Origin of the sequence: Aeromonas sp. FDAARGOS 1403 (assembly GCF_019047325.1) — a bacterium.
GTDB classification, from domain to species: domain Bacteria; phylum Pseudomonadota; class Gammaproteobacteria; order Enterobacterales; family Aeromonadaceae; genus Aeromonas; species Aeromonas dhakensis.
This window is the reverse complement of sequence record NZ_CP077249.1, coordinates 308,575-329,584: the sequence shown is the minus strand read 5'-3', so window position 1 is coordinate 329,584 and position 21,010 is coordinate 308,575. Positions and strand designations below refer to the sequence as shown.

The 21,010-nt window shown below is 62.2% G+C and carries 19 protein-coding genes and 5 tRNA genes; 8 read left to right on the top strand and 16 right to left on the bottom strand.

Going from position 1 to position 21,010, the window contains the following annotated elements; all coding sequences use genetic code 11:
• Positions 1-13 precede the first annotated feature (13 nt).
• The 6 genes from I6L33_RS01670 to nhaC form a co-directional block, all read right to left on the bottom strand.
• A complete protein-coding gene (locus tag I6L33_RS01670; protein ID WP_216973449.1) occupies positions 14-829 on the bottom strand; it encodes an ABC transporter permease in 816 nt (271 codons plus the stop codon).
• 7 nt (positions 830-836) lie between these two features.
• On the bottom strand, positions 837-1,805 hold the full coding sequence (locus I6L33_RS01665; protein ID WP_216973448.1) for an ABC transporter permease: 969 nt from the start codon (positions 1,803-1,805) through the stop codon (positions 837-839).
• Positions 1,802-2,815: an ABC transporter ATP-binding protein gene (locus tag I6L33_RS01660; RefSeq protein WP_216973447.1), complete on the bottom strand. Its 1,014-nt coding sequence runs from the start codon at positions 2,813-2,815 to the stop codon at positions 1,802-1,804. Before I6L33_RS01660 ends, I6L33_RS01665 begins: the two co-directional genes overlap by 4 nt.
• Positions 2,816-2,888: 73 nt before the next feature.
• The gene (locus I6L33_RS01655) at positions 2,889-4,034 is read right to left on the bottom strand and encodes an ABC transporter substrate-binding protein (protein ID WP_216973446.1); all 1,146 of its coding nucleotides are present in this window, start codon (positions 4,032-4,034) and stop codon (positions 2,889-2,891) included.
• Positions 4,035-4,222: 188 nt separating this feature from the next.
• Positions 4,223-5,146 carry a LysR family transcriptional regulator gene (locus tag I6L33_RS01650; protein WP_216973445.1) on the bottom strand — a complete coding sequence of 308 codons (924 nt, stop codon included), beginning with the start codon at positions 5,144-5,146 and terminating at the stop codon, positions 4,223-4,225.
• Positions 5,147-5,251: 105 nt separating this feature from the next.
• Positions 5,252-6,661, bottom strand: coding sequence for a Na+/H+ antiporter NhaC (nhaC, locus tag I6L33_RS01645; protein ID WP_005305478.1), 1,410 nt, complete (start codon positions 6,659-6,661; stop codon positions 5,252-5,254).
• Between the two features lie 299 nt (positions 6,662-6,960).
• Here nhaC and I6L33_RS01640 point away from each other — a divergent pair, with 299 nt between their 5' ends.
• A complete protein-coding gene (locus I6L33_RS01640; RefSeq protein ID WP_017766456.1) occupies positions 6,961-7,170 on the top strand; it encodes a hypothetical protein in 210 nt (69 codons plus the stop codon).
• Here the strand turns inward: I6L33_RS01640 and I6L33_RS01635 are convergent.
• From I6L33_RS01635 to rsmC, 9 genes are all read right to left on the bottom strand, one after another.
• Complete coding sequence (locus tag I6L33_RS01635) at positions 7,165-7,437, bottom strand: late competence development ComFB family protein (protein ID WP_024943142.1); 273 nt, start codon at positions 7,435-7,437, stop codon at positions 7,165-7,167. The genes I6L33_RS01640 and I6L33_RS01635 overlap by 6 nt on opposite strands.
• Positions 7,438-7,546: 109 nt before the next feature.
• Positions 7,547-7,632 (bottom strand) — tRNA-Leu (locus tag I6L33_RS01630).
• Between the two features lie 70 nt (positions 7,633-7,702).
• A tRNA-Leu gene (locus I6L33_RS01625) sits at positions 7,703-7,788 on the bottom strand.
• A 48-nt stretch (positions 7,789-7,836) separates the two neighbouring features.
• Positions 7,837-7,922 (bottom strand) — tRNA-Leu (locus I6L33_RS01620).
• A gap of 45 nt (positions 7,923-7,967) precedes the next feature.
• Positions 7,968-8,053 (bottom strand) — tRNA-Leu (locus I6L33_RS01615).
• A gap of 55 nt (positions 8,054-8,108) precedes the next feature.
• Positions 8,109-8,194 (bottom strand) — tRNA-Leu (locus I6L33_RS01610).
• A 116-nt stretch (positions 8,195-8,310) separates the two neighbouring features.
• A complete protein-coding gene (gene glgA, locus I6L33_RS01605) occupies positions 8,311-9,771 on the bottom strand; it encodes a glycogen synthase GlgA (protein ID WP_195879315.1) in 1,461 nt (486 codons plus the stop codon).
• Positions 9,761-10,978 carry a glucose-1-phosphate adenylyltransferase gene (gene glgC, locus I6L33_RS01600; RefSeq protein WP_005305468.1) on the bottom strand — a complete coding sequence of 406 codons (1,218 nt, stop codon included), beginning with the start codon at positions 10,976-10,978 and terminating at the stop codon, positions 9,761-9,763. The genes glgA and glgC overlap by 11 nt, the downstream gene beginning before the upstream one ends.
• Positions 10,979-11,127: 149 nt before the next feature.
• Positions 11,128-12,156 (bottom strand): 16S rRNA (guanine(1207)-N(2))-methyltransferase RsmC, encoded by a 1,029-nt coding sequence (gene rsmC, locus I6L33_RS01595; RefSeq protein ID WP_216973444.1) that lies wholly within the window; start codon positions 12,154-12,156, stop codon positions 11,128-11,130.
• 280 nt (positions 12,157-12,436) lie between these two features.
• On the opposite strand from rsmC, the gene dapA reads away from it, so the two are divergent.
• From dapA to I6L33_RS01575, 4 genes are all read left to right on the top strand, one after another.
• Positions 12,437-13,309: a 4-hydroxy-tetrahydrodipicolinate synthase gene (dapA, locus tag I6L33_RS01590; RefSeq protein WP_216973443.1), complete on the top strand. Its 873-nt coding sequence runs from the start codon at positions 12,437-12,439 to the stop codon at positions 13,307-13,309.
• A 94-nt stretch (positions 13,310-13,403) separates the two neighbouring features.
• Complete coding sequence (locus I6L33_RS01585) at positions 13,404-15,044, top strand: diguanylate cyclase (RefSeq protein ID WP_216973442.1); 1,641 nt, start codon at positions 13,404-13,406, stop codon at positions 15,042-15,044.
• A gap of 4 nt (positions 15,045-15,048) precedes the next feature.
• Complete coding sequence (locus tag I6L33_RS01580; protein WP_019839024.1) at positions 15,049-16,152, top strand: EAL and HDOD domain-containing protein; 1,104 nt, start codon at positions 15,049-15,051, stop codon at positions 16,150-16,152.
• A 65-nt stretch (positions 16,153-16,217) separates the two neighbouring features.
• On the top strand, positions 16,218-16,808 hold the full coding sequence (locus tag I6L33_RS01575) for an HAD family phosphatase (protein ID WP_019839023.1): 591 nt from the start codon (positions 16,218-16,220) through the stop codon (positions 16,806-16,808).
• A gap of 146 nt (positions 16,809-16,954) precedes the next feature.
• On the opposite strand, the gene hfq is transcribed toward I6L33_RS01575, so the two are convergent.
• On the bottom strand, positions 16,955-17,314 hold the full coding sequence (hfq, locus tag I6L33_RS01570) for an RNA chaperone Hfq (RefSeq protein WP_005305447.1): 360 nt from the start codon (positions 17,312-17,314) through the stop codon (positions 16,955-16,957).
• A gap of 177 nt (positions 17,315-17,491) precedes the next feature.
• Here hfq and I6L33_RS01565 point away from each other — a divergent pair, with 177 nt between their 5' ends.
• Genes I6L33_RS01565 through I6L33_RS01555 form a run of 3 tightly spaced genes read left to right on the top strand, consistent with a single transcriptional unit; the run spans position 17,492 to position 20,980 of the window.
• Complete coding sequence (locus I6L33_RS01565) at positions 17,492-18,772, top strand: paraquat-inducible protein A (RefSeq protein ID WP_216973441.1); 1,281 nt, start codon at positions 17,492-17,494, stop codon at positions 18,770-18,772.
• Positions 18,765-20,411: an intermembrane transport protein PqiB gene (pqiB, locus tag I6L33_RS01560; protein ID WP_005305443.1), complete on the top strand. Its 1,647-nt coding sequence runs from the start codon at positions 18,765-18,767 to the stop codon at positions 20,409-20,411. Before I6L33_RS01565 ends, pqiB begins: the two co-directional genes overlap by 8 nt.
• On the top strand, positions 20,411-20,980 hold the full coding sequence (locus I6L33_RS01555) for a membrane integrity-associated transporter subunit PqiC (RefSeq protein ID WP_017778389.1): 570 nt from the start codon (positions 20,411-20,413) through the stop codon (positions 20,978-20,980). The genes pqiB and I6L33_RS01555 overlap by 1 nt, the downstream gene beginning before the upstream one ends.
• The last annotated feature ends 30 nt before the right edge of the window (positions 20,981-21,010 follow it).

Sequence of the window (21,010 nt, the reverse complement as noted above, 5' to 3'; positions counted from 1 at the left end):
ACGCGTTGAGTCATTATTTGCCACTGCCGGCGACGTCCTGGCCGTCGCGGGTGAGGTAGTAGGCAAGCAGAATGGGAATGGTGGTGAAGGCCACTATGATGAGCGCCACCACGTTGGTGACCGGCCTGTCCCGTGGCCGGATCAGCTCCTGATACATCCAGATCGGCAGCGTGGTCTGCTGGCCGGCGGTGAAGGTGGTGACGATCACCTCGTCAAAGCTCAGCGCGAACGCCAGCATGCCCCCCGCCAGCAGCGCGGTGGCGAGGTTCGGCAGGATCACGTAGCGCAGAGTCTGGAAGCCGTCGGCGCCGAGATCCATCGACGCCTCGATGAGGCTCTGGTTGGTACTGCGAAAGCGCGCCAGGGCATTGTTGTAGACCACCACCACGCAGAAGGTGGCGTGACCGATGACGATGGTCCAGAAGCTGAAGGGGATCTCCATCACCCCATAGGCGGAGCGCAGCGCTATGCCGGTGACGATGCCGGGCAGGGCGATGGGCAACACTAGCAGCAGTGACACTACCTCCTGGCCGAAGAAGCGGCTGCGGGCGATGGCACCTGCCGCCAGGGTGCCGAGCACCATGGCCACCAGGGTGGCGAGCCCGGCCACCTCCAGCGACAGCTGGATGGCGCGCCACACGTCGGGGCGGTTGAGGGTCACCTCGAACCACTTGAGGGTGAGCCCGGGGGGCGGGAACTGGTAGCTCTTACTCTCGCTGGTGAAGGCGTAGAGGAAGATGAACAGGATCGGAAAGTGCAGGAACAGCAAGCCGCCGATGGCCGCGTACTTGAGCAGGCCGGAGGGCTGGCTGTCATGGTCCCGTTTCATGGGTTGATTAGAGCGCATCGAAGGCCCCCAAGCGTTTCGCGATGGTCAGGTAGATGGCGATGATGAGGATCGGCACCAGCGAGAAGGCGGCGGCGAAGGGCAGGTTGCCCGCCGTGCCCTGTTGCATGTAGACCACCTGACCTATGTACATGGTCGAGTTGCCTATGATGCCTGGGATGATGTAGTCCCCCAGCGTCAGGGAGAAGGTGAAGATCGAGCCCGCTACCACGCCGGGCAGGGCCAGCGGCAGGATCAGGGTGCGGAAGGTCTGGGCAGGCGTCGCCCCGAGATCGCCGCTCGCCTCAAGCAAAGAGCGCGGGATCCGCTCCACCGCCGCCTGGATGGGCAGGATCATGAAGGGCAGCCAGACGTAGACGAACACGATGAAGGTACCGATGCGCGAGAAGGAGAGCGACGGCCCGCCGATCACCGGCAGCGAGAGAATGGCGTCGAGCAGCCAATCCAGTCCCAGAGTGTCGGCCAGCCAGCTGACGACCCCCTCCTTGGCCAGGATCAGCTTCCAGGCGTAGACCCGCACCAGATAGCTGGACCAGAGCGGCAGCATGATGCCGACGTAGAACAGGGCCCGGGTCTTGCCGCTGGTGTAGCGCGCCATGTAGTAGGCCACCGGGAAGCCGAGCAGGGCGCAGGCCAGGGTTACCAGCAGCGACATGCCGACGGTACGCAGGATCACGTCCAGATTCTCCGCCCGCAGCAGGGCGACGAAGTTCTGCAGCCCCAGTTCGTGGCGGATCTGGCCGCTGAACTCGTCCAGCCCGAAGAAGGCGTTGGAGAGCAGCATCAGCAGGGAGCCGACATAGATGATGCCGAGCCAGAGCAGCGGCGGCCCCAGCAGGATGGCCAGCAGCAGGCCGGAGCGGCCATAGAGCAGGGTGGAGAGGCGCCGCAGCGGCCTGACGCGAACGGGGTCGGTAGCTTGGCTCATGGCAAGGCTCGCACTGTGGGGGGCGCTCATGGTTGAGCTCCCAGAGGGGCGGTGTGCAGACGGTGGATCGCCTGCTCCGGCCAGCTGAGGCTGACCCGGGTGCCACGGGGCAGGCGGGCCTGGCCCTCGTTGGGGTGGTTGACGATAAGCTCGAGCTGCTCGCCGAGATCGACCCGGTAGCGCACGAAGGGGCCGAGGTACTCCACCTCGCGCACCTCCCCGGACCAGCCGGGCGTACCGGCCTCGGCGAGCCGGATCCGCTCCGGGCGCACCATCATCTGGCGCTCATCACCGCACAGACGGCGGGCCTGCTCTCCCTCGAACAGGTTGACGGTGCCGACGAAGCGGGCGACGAAGGGGGTGGCGGGGGCGTCGTAGATGGTGTCCGGCGCGGCGATCTGCTCGATCTTGCCCTGATTGAAGATGCAGATGCGGTCGCTCATGGAGAGCGCCTCCTGCTGGTCGTGGGTGACGAAGATAAAGGTGATGCCGAGCTGGCGCTGCAAGGCTTTGAGCTCGAGTTGCATCTGCTCGCGCAGCTTGAGGTCGAGCGCCCCCAGCGGCTCGTCCAGCAAGAGGATGCGCGGCTGGTTGATCAGCGCCCGGGCGATGGCGATGCGCTGGCGCTGGCCGCCGGAGAGCTGGCCGGGCTTGCGGTTGCCGACGCCGGGCAGGCGTACCAGCTCCAGCATCTCGTCCACCTTGCGGTAGCGCTCCGCCTTGGCCACGCCCTTGAGCATCAGGCCGTAGCCTATGTTGTCGCGCACATCCATGTTGGGAAACAGGGCGTAGTCCTGAAACACGGTATTGAGGTTGCGATCATAGGGGGGCACGGTGGAGCAGGGATCACCAAACAGCCGGATCTCCCCCTCGCTCGGGTATTCGAAGCCCGCGATCATCCGCAGGCAGGTGGTCTTGCCGGAACCGCTCGGCCCCAGCAGGGTGAAGAACTCGCCGGCCGGGATCTGGAAGGAGATGTCGTCGACCGCCTTCACCTCGCCATAGTGGCGGCTGACCCGGTCAAATTGTACGGCGTTCATGGGACGTCCTTGTCTGTGTGGGAAGCGGGCCGGACTCCTGTCCGGCCCCATATCGGCATTTACTCAGGCAACTTCAGCGACCACCCAGGATGGCGATATAGTCCGAAACCCAGCGGTAATACGGCACGCAGGTTCCCTGGCTCTTGCACTGGGAGACGGGAGTACGCCAGAAGCGAACCCGATCGAAGTTGTCGATGCCGTTGGTCTTGCACCCCTCTTTCCCGAGCAGGGCATTGCCCTCGCAGGCGGCCGGCACCACGGGCACTGAGCCGAACCAGGAGGCGAGATCCCCCTGCAGCTTGTTGTTGAGGGAGTGCTCCAGCCATTTGTAGGCACAGGTGAGGTTCTTGGCCTCGCTGTGGACCATGCTGGTGTCGGCCCAGCCGGTGACCCCTTCCTTGGGCACGGTAGTGGCGATGGGCTGCTTGTCGGCTATCAGGGTATTGGCCTGGAAGGGCCAGGAGCCAGAGGCCACTACCCCCTCGTTCTTGAAGTCGTCGATCTGGACGAAGGCATCGTGCCAGTAGCGTCCCACCAGCTTGCGCTGCTGGCGCAGCAGGTCGAGGGCGGCCTTGTACTGATCCTCGTTCAGCTCATAGGGATCCTTGATGCCGAGCGCGGGCTGGTGGCTCATCAGATAGAGGGCGGCATCGGCGATGTGGATGGGGCCGTCAAATGCCTGCACCCGACCCTTGTTGGACTTGCCGTCCGGCAGGGTCTGCTCCTCGAACACCACGCTCCAGGAGTCGGGCGCCTTGGGGAACACCTTGGTGTTGTACATCAAGATGTTGCCGCCCCACTGGTAGGGCACGCCGTAGTGCTTGCCGTCCACCGTGTGCCAGGGGGCATTCTGCAGGCGGGGATCAATTTTGCTGTAGCTCGGGATGAGCGCCAGGTTGAGCGCCTGCACCTTGCCGCCGGCGATGAGGCGCAGGCTGGCGTCGCCGGAGGCGGTCACCAGATCGAAGCCCCCCTCGTTCATCAGGGCCACCATCTCGTCCGAGGTGGCCGCCGTCTTGACGTTGACCTTGCAGCCGGTCTCTTTCTCGAAGCCGGTCACCCAGTCGTAGTTCTTGTCGGTCTCGCCGCGTTCCACGTAGCCGGCCCAGGCCACTATGTTGAGCTGGCCTTCACCCTTGCCGAGGGTGGTGGGGGCTGCCTGGGTCTGGCCTGCCAGCAGGGCGGGGATCAGGGCCAGGGTGAGGGGGGTCAGTTTCATCTTGCTCTCCTTGCTGGGGCGGGCACTGTGGTGATGCCACGCTGACAATTAACATCCTGTTAACCAGTCATGAGCGTAGGAGAAGCGCTGAGCAATGAGAATTTCAATTTTTAACGCCAAAGGTATCTGCTAAATCGATATCGAGTGCAGATGAATCTGAATTTTAGTGGTCGCCCGGCAAGAGAGGGCTAGCGAGGCAGTGCCTGCCGAGCCCGCAGCCGGCTCTGATCCCGCACTATGTCGATGAACTCGCGGGCGGTCCACTCCAGCCGTGAACCGCGCCGCCACACCAGGCCGATGTCGATGGCGGGGATCGGCTCCTTGATGGCGCGGGCCTCGACCCGCTCCTGCTCCAGCGACCAGGGGCGGTAGGCAAAGTCCGGCAGCAGGGCGAGCCCGAGCTGGCTGGCCACCAGGCTGCGCACCGCTTCCACCGAGGCGGTCCGTAGCACGATGCGCGGCGCTATGCCGTAACGGCGCAGGCCGCCGCCAATGATCTGATCCAGCTGGTCGGCGGTCAGCGAGATCATGGGCTCTTCGCCGAGCGCCTTGAGAGAGAGGGTCGACTCGGCGCAGAGCGGGTGATTGGCGGCGAGCCAGACCCGCAGCGGCGAGCGGGTCAGCAGCTCGGTATCGAACGCCTCCTGGCGGATAGTGCGGTTGGTCATCAGGATCCCCACGTCCACCTCGCCGTTGACGATCTGGTGCTCGAGATAGGGCTGCTCGTCCTCCTTCACCTCGATCTGTACCGCCGGGAAGGCGCGGCGAAAGCGGCCGAGCGCCTCCGACAGGTAGTAGCCGGCCACCAGGGTCGTTACGCCGATAGTGAGCCGCCCCTGATCCTGCTGGGCTACCGCCTTGAGGGAGTGGCTCGCCTCGGTCATGGCGCCGAGGATGCGACGGGCGTGGAGCAGAAACTGGTGGCCCTGAGTGGTGAGGCTGACCCCGCGCGGGTTGCGATCGAACAGGGGGGCGCCGAGCTCGCTCTCCAGCTCGCGGATGGAGCTGGTGACTGCCGACTGGGAGATGTGCAGCTCGGCAGCGGCGCGGCTGACCGAGAAGCTGTCGGCCACCGCCACGAAATAGCGGATCTGGCGAAAGGTGAAGTTCATCTGGGCGTCCTGCCGCGTGCGATCAAGGTGAGTGCCAGCTTAACCTCGAATCGCGCCCAGACAAAAGGCGCCGTGCTGGCGCCTTTGTCATGGTTTTTCCGGCGGTTAGCGGGAGCTGGCCGCCTCGATCACCGGGATCCGGTTCACCGCCTTGCCCAGATAGGCGAGGGTGATGGTCACAATGATGCAGGTGAAGCTGAGCCACATGTAGGGCAGGTAGTCGAGGGTGGCCACCCCGAGGACCCCGGCCATGAAGATGCCGTTGTCGCTCCAGGGCACCATGCCGCAGGTGAGGGTGCCGCCAAACTCGGCGTTGCGGGAGAGGTTCTTGCGCGCCAGCCCCAGCCGGTCGTAGTTCTTGGCCATGATCTTGGGGGTCAGGATCAGCGACACATACATGGCCGAGCCGAACACGTTGGCCAGGAAGGCGGTGCCTATGGTGTGGGTAGTCAGGCTGCCGGCACCCTTGATGCGCTTCTCGAAGGCGCTGGCGATCACTTCCAGGATGCCGACCTTCTCCAGCAGGCCGCCAAAGCCCAGACCGAAGATGATGACGGCCACCGAGCCCAGCATGGACTCCATGCCGCCACGGCCCAGGATGTTGTCGATGAAGTCGACACCGGAGGTGATGGCAAACGGGCTGTAGGCGGAGTGCATGGCCTTCACCGGATCCATGTCCTGGAACAGGATGGCCCACACAAGGCCCAGCAGGGCGCCGAAGCTGATCACCGGGAAGGCGGGCTTGCGGTTGGCCAACAGGCCCAGCACCAGCACCACCGGGACTATGGCCAGCGGGGTGATGTTGAACTGCTTGTCGAGCGCCTCCATCACCAGGTTGACCTGCTCCAGGCTGACGTTGCCGGAGTACTGCATGCCGACCACGGTGAACAGGGCGGCGGTGATGACATAGGAGAACAGGCTGATGGGCAGCATCCCCTTGATGTGCTCCATCACGTCGACGTTGGACATGGTCGAGGCCAGCACCACGGAGTCGGAGAGCGGAGAGAGCTTGTCACCGAAGTAGACGCCGGAGAGCACGGCCCCCGCTACCAGCGGCGCGGGCACCCCCAGGCTGTGGCCGATCCCCATCATGGCGATGCCGGCGGTGGCGGCCGAGCCCCAGGAGGTGCCGGTGGCCAGCGAGGTGAGAGAGCAGATGATCAGGGTCGCCAGCAGGAAGATGGACGGGTGAATCACCTTGAGGCCGAAGTAGATGATGCTGGGGACGATGCCGCCGGCAATCCAGGTGCCGACCAGGGCACCGACGGAGACCAGGATCAGGATGGCCCCCATCCCCTTGGCGACACCGTCGACGGCTGCCTGCTCCAGGGATTTGTAATCATGGCCGAGCTTGATGCCGAGCCCCATGATGACAAACCAGGCGATGAACAGTGCCAACTGGATTGGCAGGTCGAGCACGCTGGTGAAGGAGAAGGCCAGGGCCAGGAAAATGGCCAGACAGGCAAACACCTGCGACATGCCCGGCAATCGGATGTGGTTGTGTTGGTTTTGCATAGATACTTCCTAAACTCTTGCTCGCCAAGGTCGGTCCCTCTCGTCCTGTGGATACACGTATCCCGAGGGGCCCACCCAAAAAGAGGCCGCAATCTACCACAAACCAGGGGGGACAAATCCCAACTGATTTGGCAAAAATGCAATTTTGATTGAAAAACTTACAATTTAGTTGATCTCATAACCCGTTTTTGAGTGCTCTGTCTGCCCCGATGGGACATTCGACTCCGATAGGAAAGTCCGATTGCATACTCATAAAATGCAAATGATAATTGTTATCAGTTGTTGGAGGGGAGTGTGTCATGAGATGGATAGTGAGGGCCATGCTGCTGATCGGGCTGCTGGCCATCCTGATCTGGGGTCAGGAGAGGGAGTACGGGGTATGGAGTCTGGGCTTCTTGCTGGCCGCCTGGGTCATGTTCGAACCCAGGCTGAGACCAGCGCTGATCCTGTTGCCGGTAGCCGGCATGACCGGAGTGGCGGCCCTTGTCTGGCAGCAGCCCTGGTTATGACGAAGTGGCCGGTGCGTTCTGCACCTTTTCCAGCGCCTGTTTGAGGGAGGTGATGACGTTCTTCTCCATCTCGTTGCGCTTGGCATCGGTCAGGAAGTAGATCATGTCGACGTCGTGGCGAATATAGTGGGAGGGGAGCTGGTTCAGGGTCAGGCAGCAGAGATCGGCCATCTGGTTGGCGCTCAGCGTCTGGCTGAGCCCCTGCTTCTCAATCTCCTTGAGCACCAGATGTTCGTAGAAGTTGTGAATGTCGGTATCCAGTATCATATGCATTCCTTGGCATGACGATGGGCGGTGAGTCGTCAAAAGCATAGTCATAACAAGGGTTAAAAACAAAAGGCCCGTCACTTTCGTGATGGGCCTTTTGCATAATGAATGGTGCGAAGAGAGGGACTCGAACCCTCACATCCGTGGGACACTAACACCTGAAGCTAGCGCGTCTACCAATTCCGCCACCTTCGCACACTGATTTCTCCAGCTGGTTTTTAAATGCGGTTGGAGCGCATTTTCTGCGTTTTACATGCCAGAAGCATGGTGCGAAGAGAGGGACTCGAACCCTCACACCCGGGGGGCACTAACACCTGAAGCTAGCGCGTCTACCAATTCCGCCACCTTCGCACATCATCGGGTTATCAGTCTGGATTTACATGCTGTCTGATAAAAGCATGGTGCGAAGAGAGGGACTCGAACCCTCACACCCGGGGGGCACTAACACCTGAAGCTAGCGCGTCTACCAATTCCGCCACCTTCGCACATCGGGTTATCAGTCTGGATTTACATGCTGTCTGATAAAAGCATGGTGCGAAGAGAGGGACTCGAACCCTCACACCCGGGGGGCACTAACACCTGAAGCTAGCGCGTCTACCAATTCCGCCACCTTCGCACATCGGGTTATCAGTCTGAATTTACATGCCGTCTGATAAGAGCATGTTGCAGTATGGTGCGAAGAGAGGGACTCGAACCCTCACATCCGTGGGACACTAACACCTGAAGCTAGCGCGTCTACCAATTCCGCCACCTTCGCATCACTGCGGTGGGGGATTCTATAGAGTTTTGGGGGGGCGTCAACAGCCAGAAGGTACTTTTTTCGCTGTTGACGCCCAAAGCAGCATCAAGGGGACAAAACTTCAGCAATTAGCGTCACTGGCGAGCCAGGGCGTCCCGATACATCTGTTCGTACTGGATGACCGAATCGGGCCAGTTGAAACGGGTGTTCATGGCATTGCGCTGAACCCGGGCAAACTGCTCGGGGTCCTGCAGGTAATAGAGCAGGCTGCGGCGCATGGCATCGAGCAGTATGTTGGCGGTCGGATCGTTGAAGCAGAAGCCGGTCGCATGTGCCGGATCGGCATCCCAGTCCACCACCGTATCCTTCAGGCCGCCGACCGCCCGTACCAGCGGCAGGGTACCGTAGGCCAGGCTGTACATCTGGTTGAGACCGCACGGCTCGAACAGGGAGGGCATCAGGAAGAAGTCGGCGCCAGCCTCCACCAGGTGGGCGAGCCGGTCGTCATAGGTATTGATGAAGGCGAGCCGGTCCGGGAATTGCTGGGCCAGGGTGTGCAGCTGGGCGGCGAGGGAGGGATCTCCCGAGCCGACGATCACCACCTGCACCTTGTGATGGAGAAACTTGTCCAGCACCGGCAGCAGCAGATGCACGCCTTTTTGTTCGGTCAGCCGGCACACCATGCCGTAGATGGGCAGGTCCACCACCGGCAGGCCCAGCTCCTGCTGCAGGCTCTGCTTGCAGACGCCCTTGCCGGCCAGGTTGTCGACGTCATAGGTGGCCGGCAGAAAGTCGTCGAAGGCCGGATCCCAGTCCTGATAGTCGCAGCCGTTGAGGATGCCGCGCAGATCCGCCGCCCGCTGCTGGAAGACGCTGGCCATGCCGTGGGCCCCCAGGTGGGTCAGCAATTCGCTGGCATAGTTGGGGCTGACCGCGTTGATCTTGTCGGCATAGAGCACCCCGCACTTGAGCAGGTTGACGTGGCCGTAGTCATAGCTGATGCGCTGTTCGTAGTCGGCAATCTCGGGCACGGCCCAGAACTGCTGGCGCTCGAACACCCCCTGGAACGCCGCGTTGTGAATGCTGATCACGCTGCGAGTGTGCTGGAAGAAGGGGTTGTGGGCGTGTCGGGTTTTCAGCAGCAGCGGCAGCAGGCCGGTGTGCCAGTCGTTGCAGTGCACTATGTCGGGGGCAAAGGCGAGCTGCTCGCAGGCGTGCAGCGCGGCGGCGGCCAGGAAGGCGAAACGCTCGCCGTTGTCCGGATAGGCCTGGTTGTTTTCGGCATAGAGCTGGGGGCGATCGAAGTACTGCGGGCAGTCGAGCAGGTAGACACAGACCCCTTCGAGATCCATTTGATAGATGCGATAGCCGATATCCGGCAGGCCCGGGTGGGTTGGCAACCAGCGCGAGACCAGCAGTTTGGCCTCATCCCGTCGCTTTATCGTCTTGTAGAAGGGGAGCATGATCCTGACATCATGTCCCTTCTGGGCCAGGTACAGCGGCAGGGCTCTGGCCACGTCCGCCAGGCCTCCGGTCTTCACAAGCCCCTCAACTTCCGAGGCAACGAACAGGATTTTCAGTGGGTTAATAGCCAACTCTTGCTCCCTTAGGTACCACGACGATACCGCCTTCGGACACGGTAAATCGCTCTCTGTCATGGTCCAGATTTTCACCGATCACGGTGCCGGGCGCAATTTCAACGTTCTTGTCGATGATGGCGCGGCGGATGGAGCAGCCCTCGCCAATCTTCACGTCACCGAGCAGAACCGACTCGCTGATGTGGCTGCAAGGGCCTATGTTGCAGCGAAAACCCAGGATGGAGCGCTGGATCTGGCTGCCCTGGATGAAGCAACCGCCGGAGATCAAGGAGTTGGCGATCTTCACCTTGCAGTCGTCGGTGTCGACGAAGGTGGCAGGCGGCAGCGGCGGATAGTGGGTATGCAGCGGCCACTTGCGATTGTAGAGGGAGAAGGGGGCATCGTCGGCCACCAGGTCCATGTGCGCCTGCCAGTAGGAGTCCAGCGTCCCCACGTCGCGCCAGTAGACGTTGGGCTTCTCGCCCGGGATCACGTTGGTGCTGTAGTCGTAGACATAGACGGGGGCACGCGGGAACAGGCTGGGGATGATGTCCTTGCCGAAGTCGTGGCTGGAGTTCTCCTCGGCGGCGTCGCGCTTGAGTTCGCGATAGAGCGACTCGGTCTCGAAGATGTAGTTGCCCATGGAGACCAGCGCCTGGGTGGGATCACCGGGGATGTGCTTGGGCCGCTTGGGTTTTTCCTCGAAGCCGATCATCCGGCCCTCCTGATCCACCTCGATCACCCCGAAGGCGCTCGCCTCCTCGATGGGCATGCGCAGGGCGGCGACGGTCAGGGCGGCAGCCTTCTGCTTGTGGAAGCTCACCATCTGGCTCACGTCCATCTTGTAGATGTGGTCGGAGCCGAAGATGCAGACGTGCTCGGGGTCGGAGATCTCGATGAAGCGCAGGTTCTGATAGATGGCGTCGGCGGTGCCGTCATACCAGCGTTTGCCCATCCGCATCTGGGCCGGAATGGGGTCGATGAAGCGATCCGTGATGCCGACGATATTCCACCCTTTCTTCATGTGCAGATAGAGGGACTGGGACTTGAACTGGGTGAGCACGTAGATGCGCAGGAAGTCGGCGTTGACGAAGTTGTTGAGCACGAAGTCGATCAGTCGGTAGCTGCCGCCAAAGGGAACCGAGGGCTTGCTGCGGGTGGTGGTGAGTGGCTGGAGGCGAGTACCTTCGCCGCCCGCCAGGATCATGGTGAGTATGCCTGCCATCGTATTTCTCTCCCTGAATTCATACTATGAAAAGGTTTTCAGCTTGCTGCAAAAAAACACCCCTAAAGGGGTGGTTTGAGGTGTGTCAATTACCTTATCAGATCCCGTATGGGGCTCTCTACCTGTTTCCGGTGACTGCTTACACTTATTTACACTTTGCTCAGATAGACCTTGAATTTGGCATCGCCACTGATCACTTCCGTCCGTTTGAAGTGCGTCTCCAGTATAGGCTGATATCGCAGAAAGGCGTTGGCAACTATGGTGAGGGTGCCCTGCTGCGACAGATGCTCCGGCGCCTTGGCCAGGAAGGTTTCGGTGGCGGCGTAGAAGGTCTTGAGACCGGCGTGGAACGGCGGGTTGGAGACGATGCGGTCAAATTTTTCCTGGATGTCGGAATAGACGTCGGACGCCCGCACCGCGCCCTGCAGACCGTTGATAGCCAGGGTACGGCGGCTGGATTCCAGCGCCAGCGCGTTGATGTCCACCATGGTGACCCTGAGTTCAGTATTGCGCTTGGCCAGCACAGAGCCGATCACCCCGGCACCGCAACCGAAATCGAGCAGCGTTCCCTGCATGGCCGGCAGGCTGGCCAGCAGCATCTGGCTGCCCAGATCCAGCTCGGATGCACTGAACACGCCGGGCAGGGCCAGCACGGTCAGCTCGGTATCGCCAGCCTGGCACTGGTAGCGGCCAAACCAGGCGTCCAGCTCGAACGGGGCCACCGGTTTGCTCAGTTCGCCGTGATAGAGGGAGCAGCGACGGGCCGAATCGCGTTTGACCGGCTTCTCGCCATAGGGAGCCAGCAGCTTGTCGGCCCCGTTGATGCCGCCGCGGTTCTCGCCGGCGAGGAACAGCTCGGCACCGGCTTCCAGCAGCGGGGTCATCATGGCCAGCAGGTATTGGGCCTCGGCCTTGGCCTTGGGCATCAGCAGCAGCAGGGCATCGAAGCGGGGGGCGCCACCCAGCTGGTGATCGAACAGGATGGCGTCGCCCAGCGCGGCCTGCTGGCTGCGGTAATAGCAGTAATCCGTGGTAAACACGGTGAGGGAGTGGGTCAGGGTTGCCAGCTGGCGCGGATAGTCATCCTCCAGGGCGCCGCACACCAGCAGCCGCTTGCCGACAAAGAGGGCTTGGTTTCGTTCCAGCATCTGGCTGACGGCACTGATCGGGCTGCTCATCGGGTCTCTCCACGCAATTTTGGGCGGCCATTATACATAGCCGCTTTCGCCTTGACATTTATGCCGTGTTCCCGAAATATGCCCAGACACCATTTTTTGAGCAGAGATGACGCAATGCGGTTCAACGGGTTGAAACGAAAGCATAAAAAAAGCCTGACATTCGGGCCTGCCGACGTTCGCGCGTAACCTCTCATCCCTGAGCAGATTCAAACCCCGGTTGCGCACATCGTACCGGGGTTTTTTATTGCCACATTCATGAGTCAACGGAGAAGGAAATTCCATGTTCAAAGGTTCAATCGTCGCCCTGATTACCCCCTTTCGACAGGGCAAGCTGGATGAAGAGGCGTTGGCGCGTCTGGTGGAGTGGCATATCGAGCAGGGTACCCACGGCATAGTGCCGGTGGGCACCACGGGCGAGAGTCCGACCCTGACCCACGACGAGCATTGCCGGGTGGTGGAGCTGGTGGTCAAACTGGTGGCTGGCCGCATCCCGGTGATCGCCGGGGCCGGTTCCAACAACCCGGTTGAAGCCATCGAATACACCCGCTATGCCGAGCAGATGGGGGCCGATGCCACCCTGCACGTGGCCGGTTACTACAACCGCCCCAATCAGGAGGGGCTCTATCACCACTTCAAGGCGGTGCACGACGCCACCAGCAAGCCCATCATCGTCTATAACATCCCGCCGCGCGCCATCGTCGACGTGCAGCCGGCGACCCTGGCCCGCCTGGCCGAGCTGCCGCGCATCGTCGGGGTGAAGGATGCGACCGGCGATCTGGCCCGTCCCTGGGTGGAGCGCCAGCTGATCAAGAAGCCATTCGCCTGGCTCTCCGGTGAGGATGCCACCGCCGTGGCCTACAACATCGGCGGTGGTCAGGGTTGTATCTCGGTGACGGCCAACGTGGCCCCCAAGCTGGTGGCCGAGGTGCAGAACCTGGCGCTGGCCGGCCAGTGGCAAGCTGCGCGTGAACTGCAAGACAAACTCATTCCGCTGCATCAGGCGATGTTTGCCGAGCCGAGCCCGGCCGGTGCCAAGTATGCCGTCTCCCTGCTGGGTTTTTGCAGCGAGGAGTGCCGCCTGCCGGTGATGCCGCTCTCCGAGGCAACGCGTACCCGCATCCGCGAGGCGATGCACGCCTTGAATTTGTTATAAAAAATGGGCTCTGGATCGCGCTTTTGACTGGCCAGTCAATTAAAATGCAGGCTTTGCCGATATACTCGCTTGGATACAACCAAGGATGGCAGGCATGCAGGAATGGGATCCAGAGCACTTCACCAGCTTTGAACACCTCTGTGAAGTGACACTGGCGGCAATCAGGGAAAAAACCGAAGCCGAACAGATCTATTTGTGGCTGCGCGCCCCCGAGTCGCAGCTCTACAGCTTCCAGCTCGATCAGGGGCTGGTCAGCCTGACGGCCGATGCCATCGTCCCCCTCAAGTTACCGATCCTCTTCATCGAACACGCCCTCGACAAGGGACAACTGATGGTGGAGCCGCTCGCCCAGCACAACGAGCTCTGGGAAACGGTCGAGCCACAGACGGTGCGCCTGCGCGCCTGTTTCCCGCTCAAGCGCCACAAGGGGTTGGAGGCCGTGGTCTACCTGGAGACCCGCCGCCGCATCGATCGCCTGCCCCGGCGCCAGCAACAGGGCATCCAGCTGTTGATGCACTATCTTGCCGCCGAGCTCGAGAGCCGGCTGCTGGCCAGCCAGGTCGATCTGGAGCGGGATCAGCGGCTGCACACCCAGGCCGACCTCATCCGCAGCCAGGCGCTGCAAGGTTCTTTCCTCAGCATGCTGCAGGCGCTGCATCAGGTGGGAGTCAAGCTGGCGCGTTGTGACAGTGAACACCAGCTGCTGCACGATGCGGTGGCGCTGGCTCGTCAGGAGCTGCAGTTCGACCGCATCGCCATCTTTCTGGTGGATGCCGAGTTCAAGACCATGCACGGCACCTGGGGCACCAACGAGGTGGGCGAGCTGATCGACGAGCACCACTTCATCAGCCCGATCCCTGATCACCCCACGGTGCAGGAGGCGCTGCGCCGCAAGGATTATGTGCTGGTGCTGGAGGACGCGCCGCTCTACTACGAAAAGCAGGAGGTGGGGCGTGGCTGGAATGCCATGGTCTCGCTGTGGGACGGGGCCACCCCCATTGGCTGGATCGCCGCCGACAACCTGCTGTGGCGCCGACCGCTCAAGGCTTATCAGAGCGAGATCTTCAAGCAGTATGCCGCCATGCTCTCCCAGTTGCTGATCCGCCAGCGTACCCAGGCGGCACTCGAGCGTTTCAACCGCGAGCTGGAGCAGCGGGTCAGCGAGCGCACCATGCAACTGGCGGAGAGCAACCGGGCACTGGCGGAGGCCAACAAACGGCTCTCCATGCTGTCGCTGGAAGATCCCCTCACCGGCATCGCCAACCGTCGCCAGTGGGATCTCACCATGCAGCGGGAGTGGGAGTGGGCACGCCGGCACCAGAGTCTGCTGGCGGTGCTGATGATCGACGTGGACGAGTTCAAGTCCTACAACGACCACTTCGGCCATGCCAAGGGGGATCAGTGTCTGCAACAGGTGGCCGCCCTGCTGCAGGATGCGGAACGGCGGCGTACCAATCTGGTGGCGCGTTACGGCGGCGAGGAGTTCGTGATCCTGCTGTGCGGTCCGCAACCCGGTGAGGCGGAGCGGCTGGCGGAACAGATTCACCAGGGGCTCAGTGAATTAAAAATCCCGCATCCGGCCTCCCGAGTTGCTGATTTCATTACGGTTAGCATAGGCTTTAGCTATCTGGTTCCCTCGCTGGATGGAACATGGCAGAGCCTGACCGAACAGGCCGATCAGGCGCTCTATCATGCCAAATCGCAGGGGAGGGCGTGTACGCTAGCCTATCGGTGAGCCCATGTTGTTACGTCGTTATCCCATCTTCAACCGTCGTCTCGCTCTCGTGGCCTATGGCATTGACTATCAGCTTGCCGACCCTGCCGAATGGCCCCTGCTGGCCGCCCAGTGCCGGCTGCTGGCACAGGGGCGCCAATATCTGCTGCCTTTCACCCACGAACAGCTCGATGAGCTGCGCCCCCTGCTGTTCGATCAGGACACCATTCCACTGGTAGAGGCTTCGGCCGAACGGTTGCCCACCTCTTTTCCCGTATTGGAGCAGTGGCGCGACTACCGGCGCCGGCTGGCGGTGCACGGTGCCCAGCGCGAGCAGCGCTGGCTCAGCGCCTCCCGTCTGCTGGTGTTCTGGATGGGGGAGGAGGGGATCCGTCAGCCGACCGAACACAAGCGGATGGCCCTCGGCATCGAGAGCTGGGGGGATTTTCTGCCGCTCAAGGAGGCAGGGGTCGACTTCTTTGCCGGCGGCTTCCTGGCACGCCCCGAGTTGGTGAACCAGCGCGCCGCCCAGCCTGACATGAAGCTGGTGCAGGAGATACTGCAGCTCATCTGTCACGAGGAGTTCTCCTTCGCCCGGGTGGCGACCCTGCTGCAGCAGGATGCCTGGCTGCCGGGGCAGTTGTTGAGCTACGTCAACGCTCCCGGTTTCGATCATGCCAGCCCCATCGTCTCGGTTAACCGGGCGCTCTCCTATCTGGGGGAGCAGGAGATCCGCAAGTTCGTGCTCATCTACGGATTGGCCAGGGTCAGCCAGCACATTCCGGAGGCCTGCACCCGCATGGCCATTGCCCGCGGCCGCTTCTGCGAGCTGATCGCCCTGAGCGCGCTCGGCAAGTCCGCCGCCAGCTGGGCCTTCCTGGTGGGGCTGGTGCTGGACGGCTCGCTGCTCTCCGAACAGCTCAAGGCCCATCTGCCCAAGGACGTGAAGCGAGCGCTGGAGTCCCGCGAGGGGCCGCTGTTTCATCTGTTTCAGCTGGTGAAGTGCTATGAACAGGGCAACTGGCCACTGCTGGCCCAGCTGGCGCCGAACTATCAGCTGGATCCCGCCAAGCTGACTCCCATCTATTTTCAGGCACAAATGTGGGGGCAAGCGTTTCTCGCCACCTAGGCCGTGGCGAGCGAGAGGGGCTCTGGCTAGAATGGGGGCCCTTTTTCAGACACGGATCCCGCACCATGACCCTCTCCGGCTTTCAAGGCCTGGTATTCGACCTCGACGGCACCCTGGTGGACTCCATGCCGCTGCACCTCGCCGCCTGGGCGCACACGGCCCGGGAGTTTGGCTTTCACTTCGATCCCGACTGGTTCTATGAACTGGGTGGCATGCCGAGCCGCAAGATAGCCCTGCTGGTGGCCGAGCAGCAGCAGATCGTGCTGGATCCGCTCATCGTGACCCGTTGCAAGACCGAGCACTACGTGGCCAACCTGCACAAGGCAACCGTCTTCCCGGCCATGCAGACACTGGTCGAGCGTTATCATGGTCGCATCCCCATGGGGATCGGCACCGGCTCACCGCGGGTCAACGCCGCCGCCGTGCTGCGCAATACCGGGCTGGATCGCTACTTCTCCGTGGTGGTGACGGCCGATGATGTCGAGTTGCACAAACCCCACCCGGATACCTTCCTGCTGGTGGCCAGCAAGCTGGGGGTCGATCCGGCGGGTTGTCTGGTGTTCGAGGACACGGGGATTGGCGTACAGGCCGGTCAGGCTGCGGGGATGCAGACCTGCATGGTCAGGGAGGGCAGACCGGTCGGCTTGCAGTATTGAAGCTGCCGCATTGAATCTGGGCAGAGAGCGTCATCATGGGCGCTGAGGTAGAAAGTCCATTCCCATACGGGACTGTCATGACAAATGGGAATGGACTCGGTCACCCTCTGACGCAGCGATGGTCGCGGGGTGACATGGGCATGGCCTTACTGGTCGCTGTTGCCGCCCTGGTTGTCGTCGTAACGACCGGGTGCGCCGTGGGGGCGCGGCGCCATGGAGACGCGAGGCTTGCGAGCACGCTGGATATTGACCTGCGGCCGGCCGGAGTGCATGGCGATGGTGGAGATCTTGGCCTTGTAGACCAACTGCTGGTTGCCATGGGCATCGGTCAGCAGCACGCTGTACTGGTCGAAACCGCTGATGGTCCCCTCCAGCTTGATGCCGCTCACCAGGAAGATGGCGACCTGACTGCGGTTTTTGCGCAACCAGTTGAGGGCAGAATCTTGCCCGTTCCCGAGGGAGAAGGCTTGCTCGATCGTGGAGTAGCTTGGGGATTCAGTTGTCATAAATTATTGTCCCGCGGAAAAAAAGTGGCGTTTGATTGTGCTAAATGGTCACTTGCTTGTCAAAGTCATTCTCACGCCCGGTCGGGGTGGTGCAATGAGAGGGCTGGTCGGCACGGGCTGCTGCTGTAATAATTGGCGGTTCTGGCCCCGTGGCGGGCCTCATGCTGGGGTTTCATCTTGCATCCGGTTTCACACCAACATCAACCCACCTATACCCATGACGCCACCGCGTGCGAAGAGTGCGACCTGCTGGTGCCGGCCACCACGCTGGCCGTGGGGGAGGCGAGCAGCTGTCCGCGCTGCGGTCATACCCTGAGCCGCCATCTGCCGGAGCAGGAGCGCAGGCCCATCGCCTACGGCTTTGCGGCCATCATCATGTTCGTGCTCTCCAACGCCTTTACCTTCATGTCCTTCTCCGCCAAGGGGGTGGGGCAGGAGATGACCTTCCTGCAGTGCATCACCACCCTGGTGGATCAGGGCTACCTGTTCCTCGGGGCCGTGCTGAGCCTGACCCTCATCGGCCTGCCACTGGTCTACATGGGCTCCATCATGCTGGTGCTGTGGCGGGTCGACAAGGATCTGCACAGCAATGCCCTGCGCTCTCTCGGTCGGCTGCTGTGCCGGATCAAGCCCTGGCTGATGGTGGATGTCTTCCTCATCGGGGTGCTCATCTCCCTGGTCAAACTGATGGGGATGGCCGACATCAAGATGGGGTTGTCGTTCTGGGCCTTCGTCGGCTACACCCTGCTGCTGATCAAGATGATCTCGTCGCTGGACCAGATGTGGCTGTGGCAGCGGCTGTTCGGGCCGAGCGAGCCGCATGGCGTGACGGTGGATGACGAAGAGGCCAGCGCCATGAGCGCCGGTCTGGTGGGTTGCCACATCTGCGGCGCCCTGAGCGAAGCCGGTGCCCACAGTTGCAAACGCTGCGGCGAGCATCTGCACAGCCGCAAGCCGGGCGGGTTGAACCGTACCTGGGCCCTGCTCTTTACCTCCATCATCCTCTATGTGCCGGCCAACCTTTATCCCATCATGGATACCGTCTTCCTCGGGGATGACAGCCCCTCCACCATTCTGGGCGGGGTGCTGGTGCTGTGGGCCATGGGCTCCTATCCCATCGCGGCGGTGATCTTCTTCGCCAGCGTGGTAGTGCCGCTGGTGAAGATCCTGGCGCTGTTGTGGCTCTGCTACATGGTGCAGCGCGGGCAGGGCACCTCGCCCCTTGGCAAGCTCAAGCTCTATCGCATGACTGAATTTGTGGGGCGCTGGTCGATGATCGACGTCTTCGTGGTGGCCATCCTGGCGGGCCTGATCCGGCTCGACAACCTGATGACCATCTATCCGGGCCCTGCGGCCGTCGCTTTTGCAGGTGTGGTGCTGGTGACCATGGTGGCAGCCATGAGTTTCGATTCCCGCCTGATTTGGGATTTACAACAAGGAGAACGCGAACGTGAGTGAGCGTAAGAAGAGGTGGAAACCTGGCTCGGACTTTCTGAGCTCGGCCGCCGCAATCTGGATGGTGCCGCTGCTGGCGCTGTTCATCGGGATCTGGATGCTGTTCCAGCACTGGTATTCGCAAGGTCCCAGTTTCACCCTGACGGTGGCAACGGCCGAAGGCATAGTAGCGGGCAAGACCATGATCCGCTCCCGCGAGGTGGAGGTGGGTCGCATCGAGGCGGTGGAGCTCAGCGATGACTACAGCCACGCGGTGCTGAAGGCCCGCCTGACCAATGCCGCCGCCGGCATGCTCAAGAAGGACAGCCAGTTCTGGGTGGTCAAGCCGCGGGTGGGACGCGAAGGGGTGTCGGGCCTAGGCACCCTGCTCTCCGGCGCCTATATCGAGCTGGCCCCCGGCAAGAAGGGCAAGGCGCGCGATGAGTACGCCATGCTGGACAAACCGCCGCTGGCCTCGCAGGACGCCAAGGGGTTGCGGTTATCGCTGAGCAGCCGGGATACCCGGGCGCTCGGGGTGGGTTCGCCCATCAACTACCAGGGCTTCACCATAGGCCAGGTGGAAGAGGCGAAGTTCCTGCCCGAGAAGAGCGAGATGCAGTACCAGATCTTCATCAACGCCCCCTATGACGTGCTGGTGAGCAGCAACTCCCGCTTCTGGATGACCCCGGGCTTCGAAGTTTCCATGAGCAGCGAGGGGATGAAGGTGAAGATGGATTCGCTGGAGAGCCTGCTGGACGGCGGCATCACCATGGGGCTGCCCCCTGGTTGGGCACCCGGTGAGCCGGTCAAGCAGATGGACGACTTCACCCTGTTCCAGGATCAGGCCAGCGTGCTGGCCGGTAGCCTGGACCAGTTCATCGACTACGTGTTCCTGTTCGAGGACAGCGTCGGCGGCCTGCACCCGGGCGCGGCGGTGGAGTATCGCGGCATCCGGGTCGGTACCGTCATCTCGGCGCCCTATCTCATCGACGAGAAAGGGGTGCAGATGTTCCAGAGCCGGCAGATCCCGGTGCTGGCGCGGATCGAGGTACAGCGTCTCTCCCATCGCTATGCCAACGCGGAGAAAGAGCAGTGGCGCGCCCTGTTCGGCAAGCAGTTCAAGGAGGGGTTGCGGGCGACGCTCAAGACCTCCAGCCTGCTGACCGGGGGCAAGGTGGTGGATCTGAACTTCTACCCCGATGCGCCCAAGTTCCAGCCCACCAAGCTGGCGGGCTATCAGGTATTCCCGACCGTGCAGGCAGGGCTGGATCAGATCGAACGCAAGGTGAACCAGATCCTCGACAAGTTCGTCGACATGGACACCGCCCAGACCCTGAACCAGGTCAACCACACCCTGGCGACCCTGGATCAAACCCTGAAGAATGTCAGTGCGCTGAGTGCCAACCTGAACAAGTTCACCGGTCAGAGCGCGACCCAGCAGTTGCCGGCGTCCCTCAACGACAGCCTGAAACAGCTGCAGAGCACGCTGCAGGAGTATGATGCCAACTCCCAGACCAACCAGGATCTGCGGCAGTCGGTGCAGTCGCTCAACCAGCTGATGCGCGAGTTGCAGCCGTTGGTACATTCGCTCAACGAGCAGCCGAGCTCGTTGATTTTCGATCGGGCTCGTCCCCGTGATCCCGAGCCCAAGCGAGGTCAATGATGAAGAAACGGATGATGACGCTGGCCTTGCTGGGCCTGCTGGCGGGTTGCAGCGCGGCACCGACGCAGCTGCACTACTACTCCCTCGACGCCGAGGCGCAGCAACCGGCTGCCGTGGTGGCGCAGCCGCAGCATCAGCTGGTGCTCAAACCTGTCTCTCTGTCCGGCCAGCTGGATCGGATGAGCCTGGTCTATCAGCTGGAGGGCAAGGAGCTGCACTTCGCCGAATACCATCGCTGGGCGGGGTCGCTGGATGCCCAGCTCGATCAGCTGACCCTGAACGGCCTCTCCAGCCGCTTGCCGGGCTGGGTGGTGCGGCAGGATGGAGCCCGCAAGGGGCCGGTGCTGACCATCTCGGTGGAGCGCTTCCAGGGCCGCCACGACGGTCGCGCCGTGCTGAGCGGCCGCTGGCGCCTGCTGACCGAAGAGGGCTCTGTCCTGCGTGACGTCCCCTTCCAGCAGGTGCGGGTGCTGCCTGCCGATGGCTACGGCACTCTGGTGAGCGAGCTGGGGGCTGGCTGGCAGCAACTGCTCGACCAGATTGCGGCCGAGGTGCGCAAGGGCGCCTGACGACATGTCGATGCACCGACTCAAAATGAA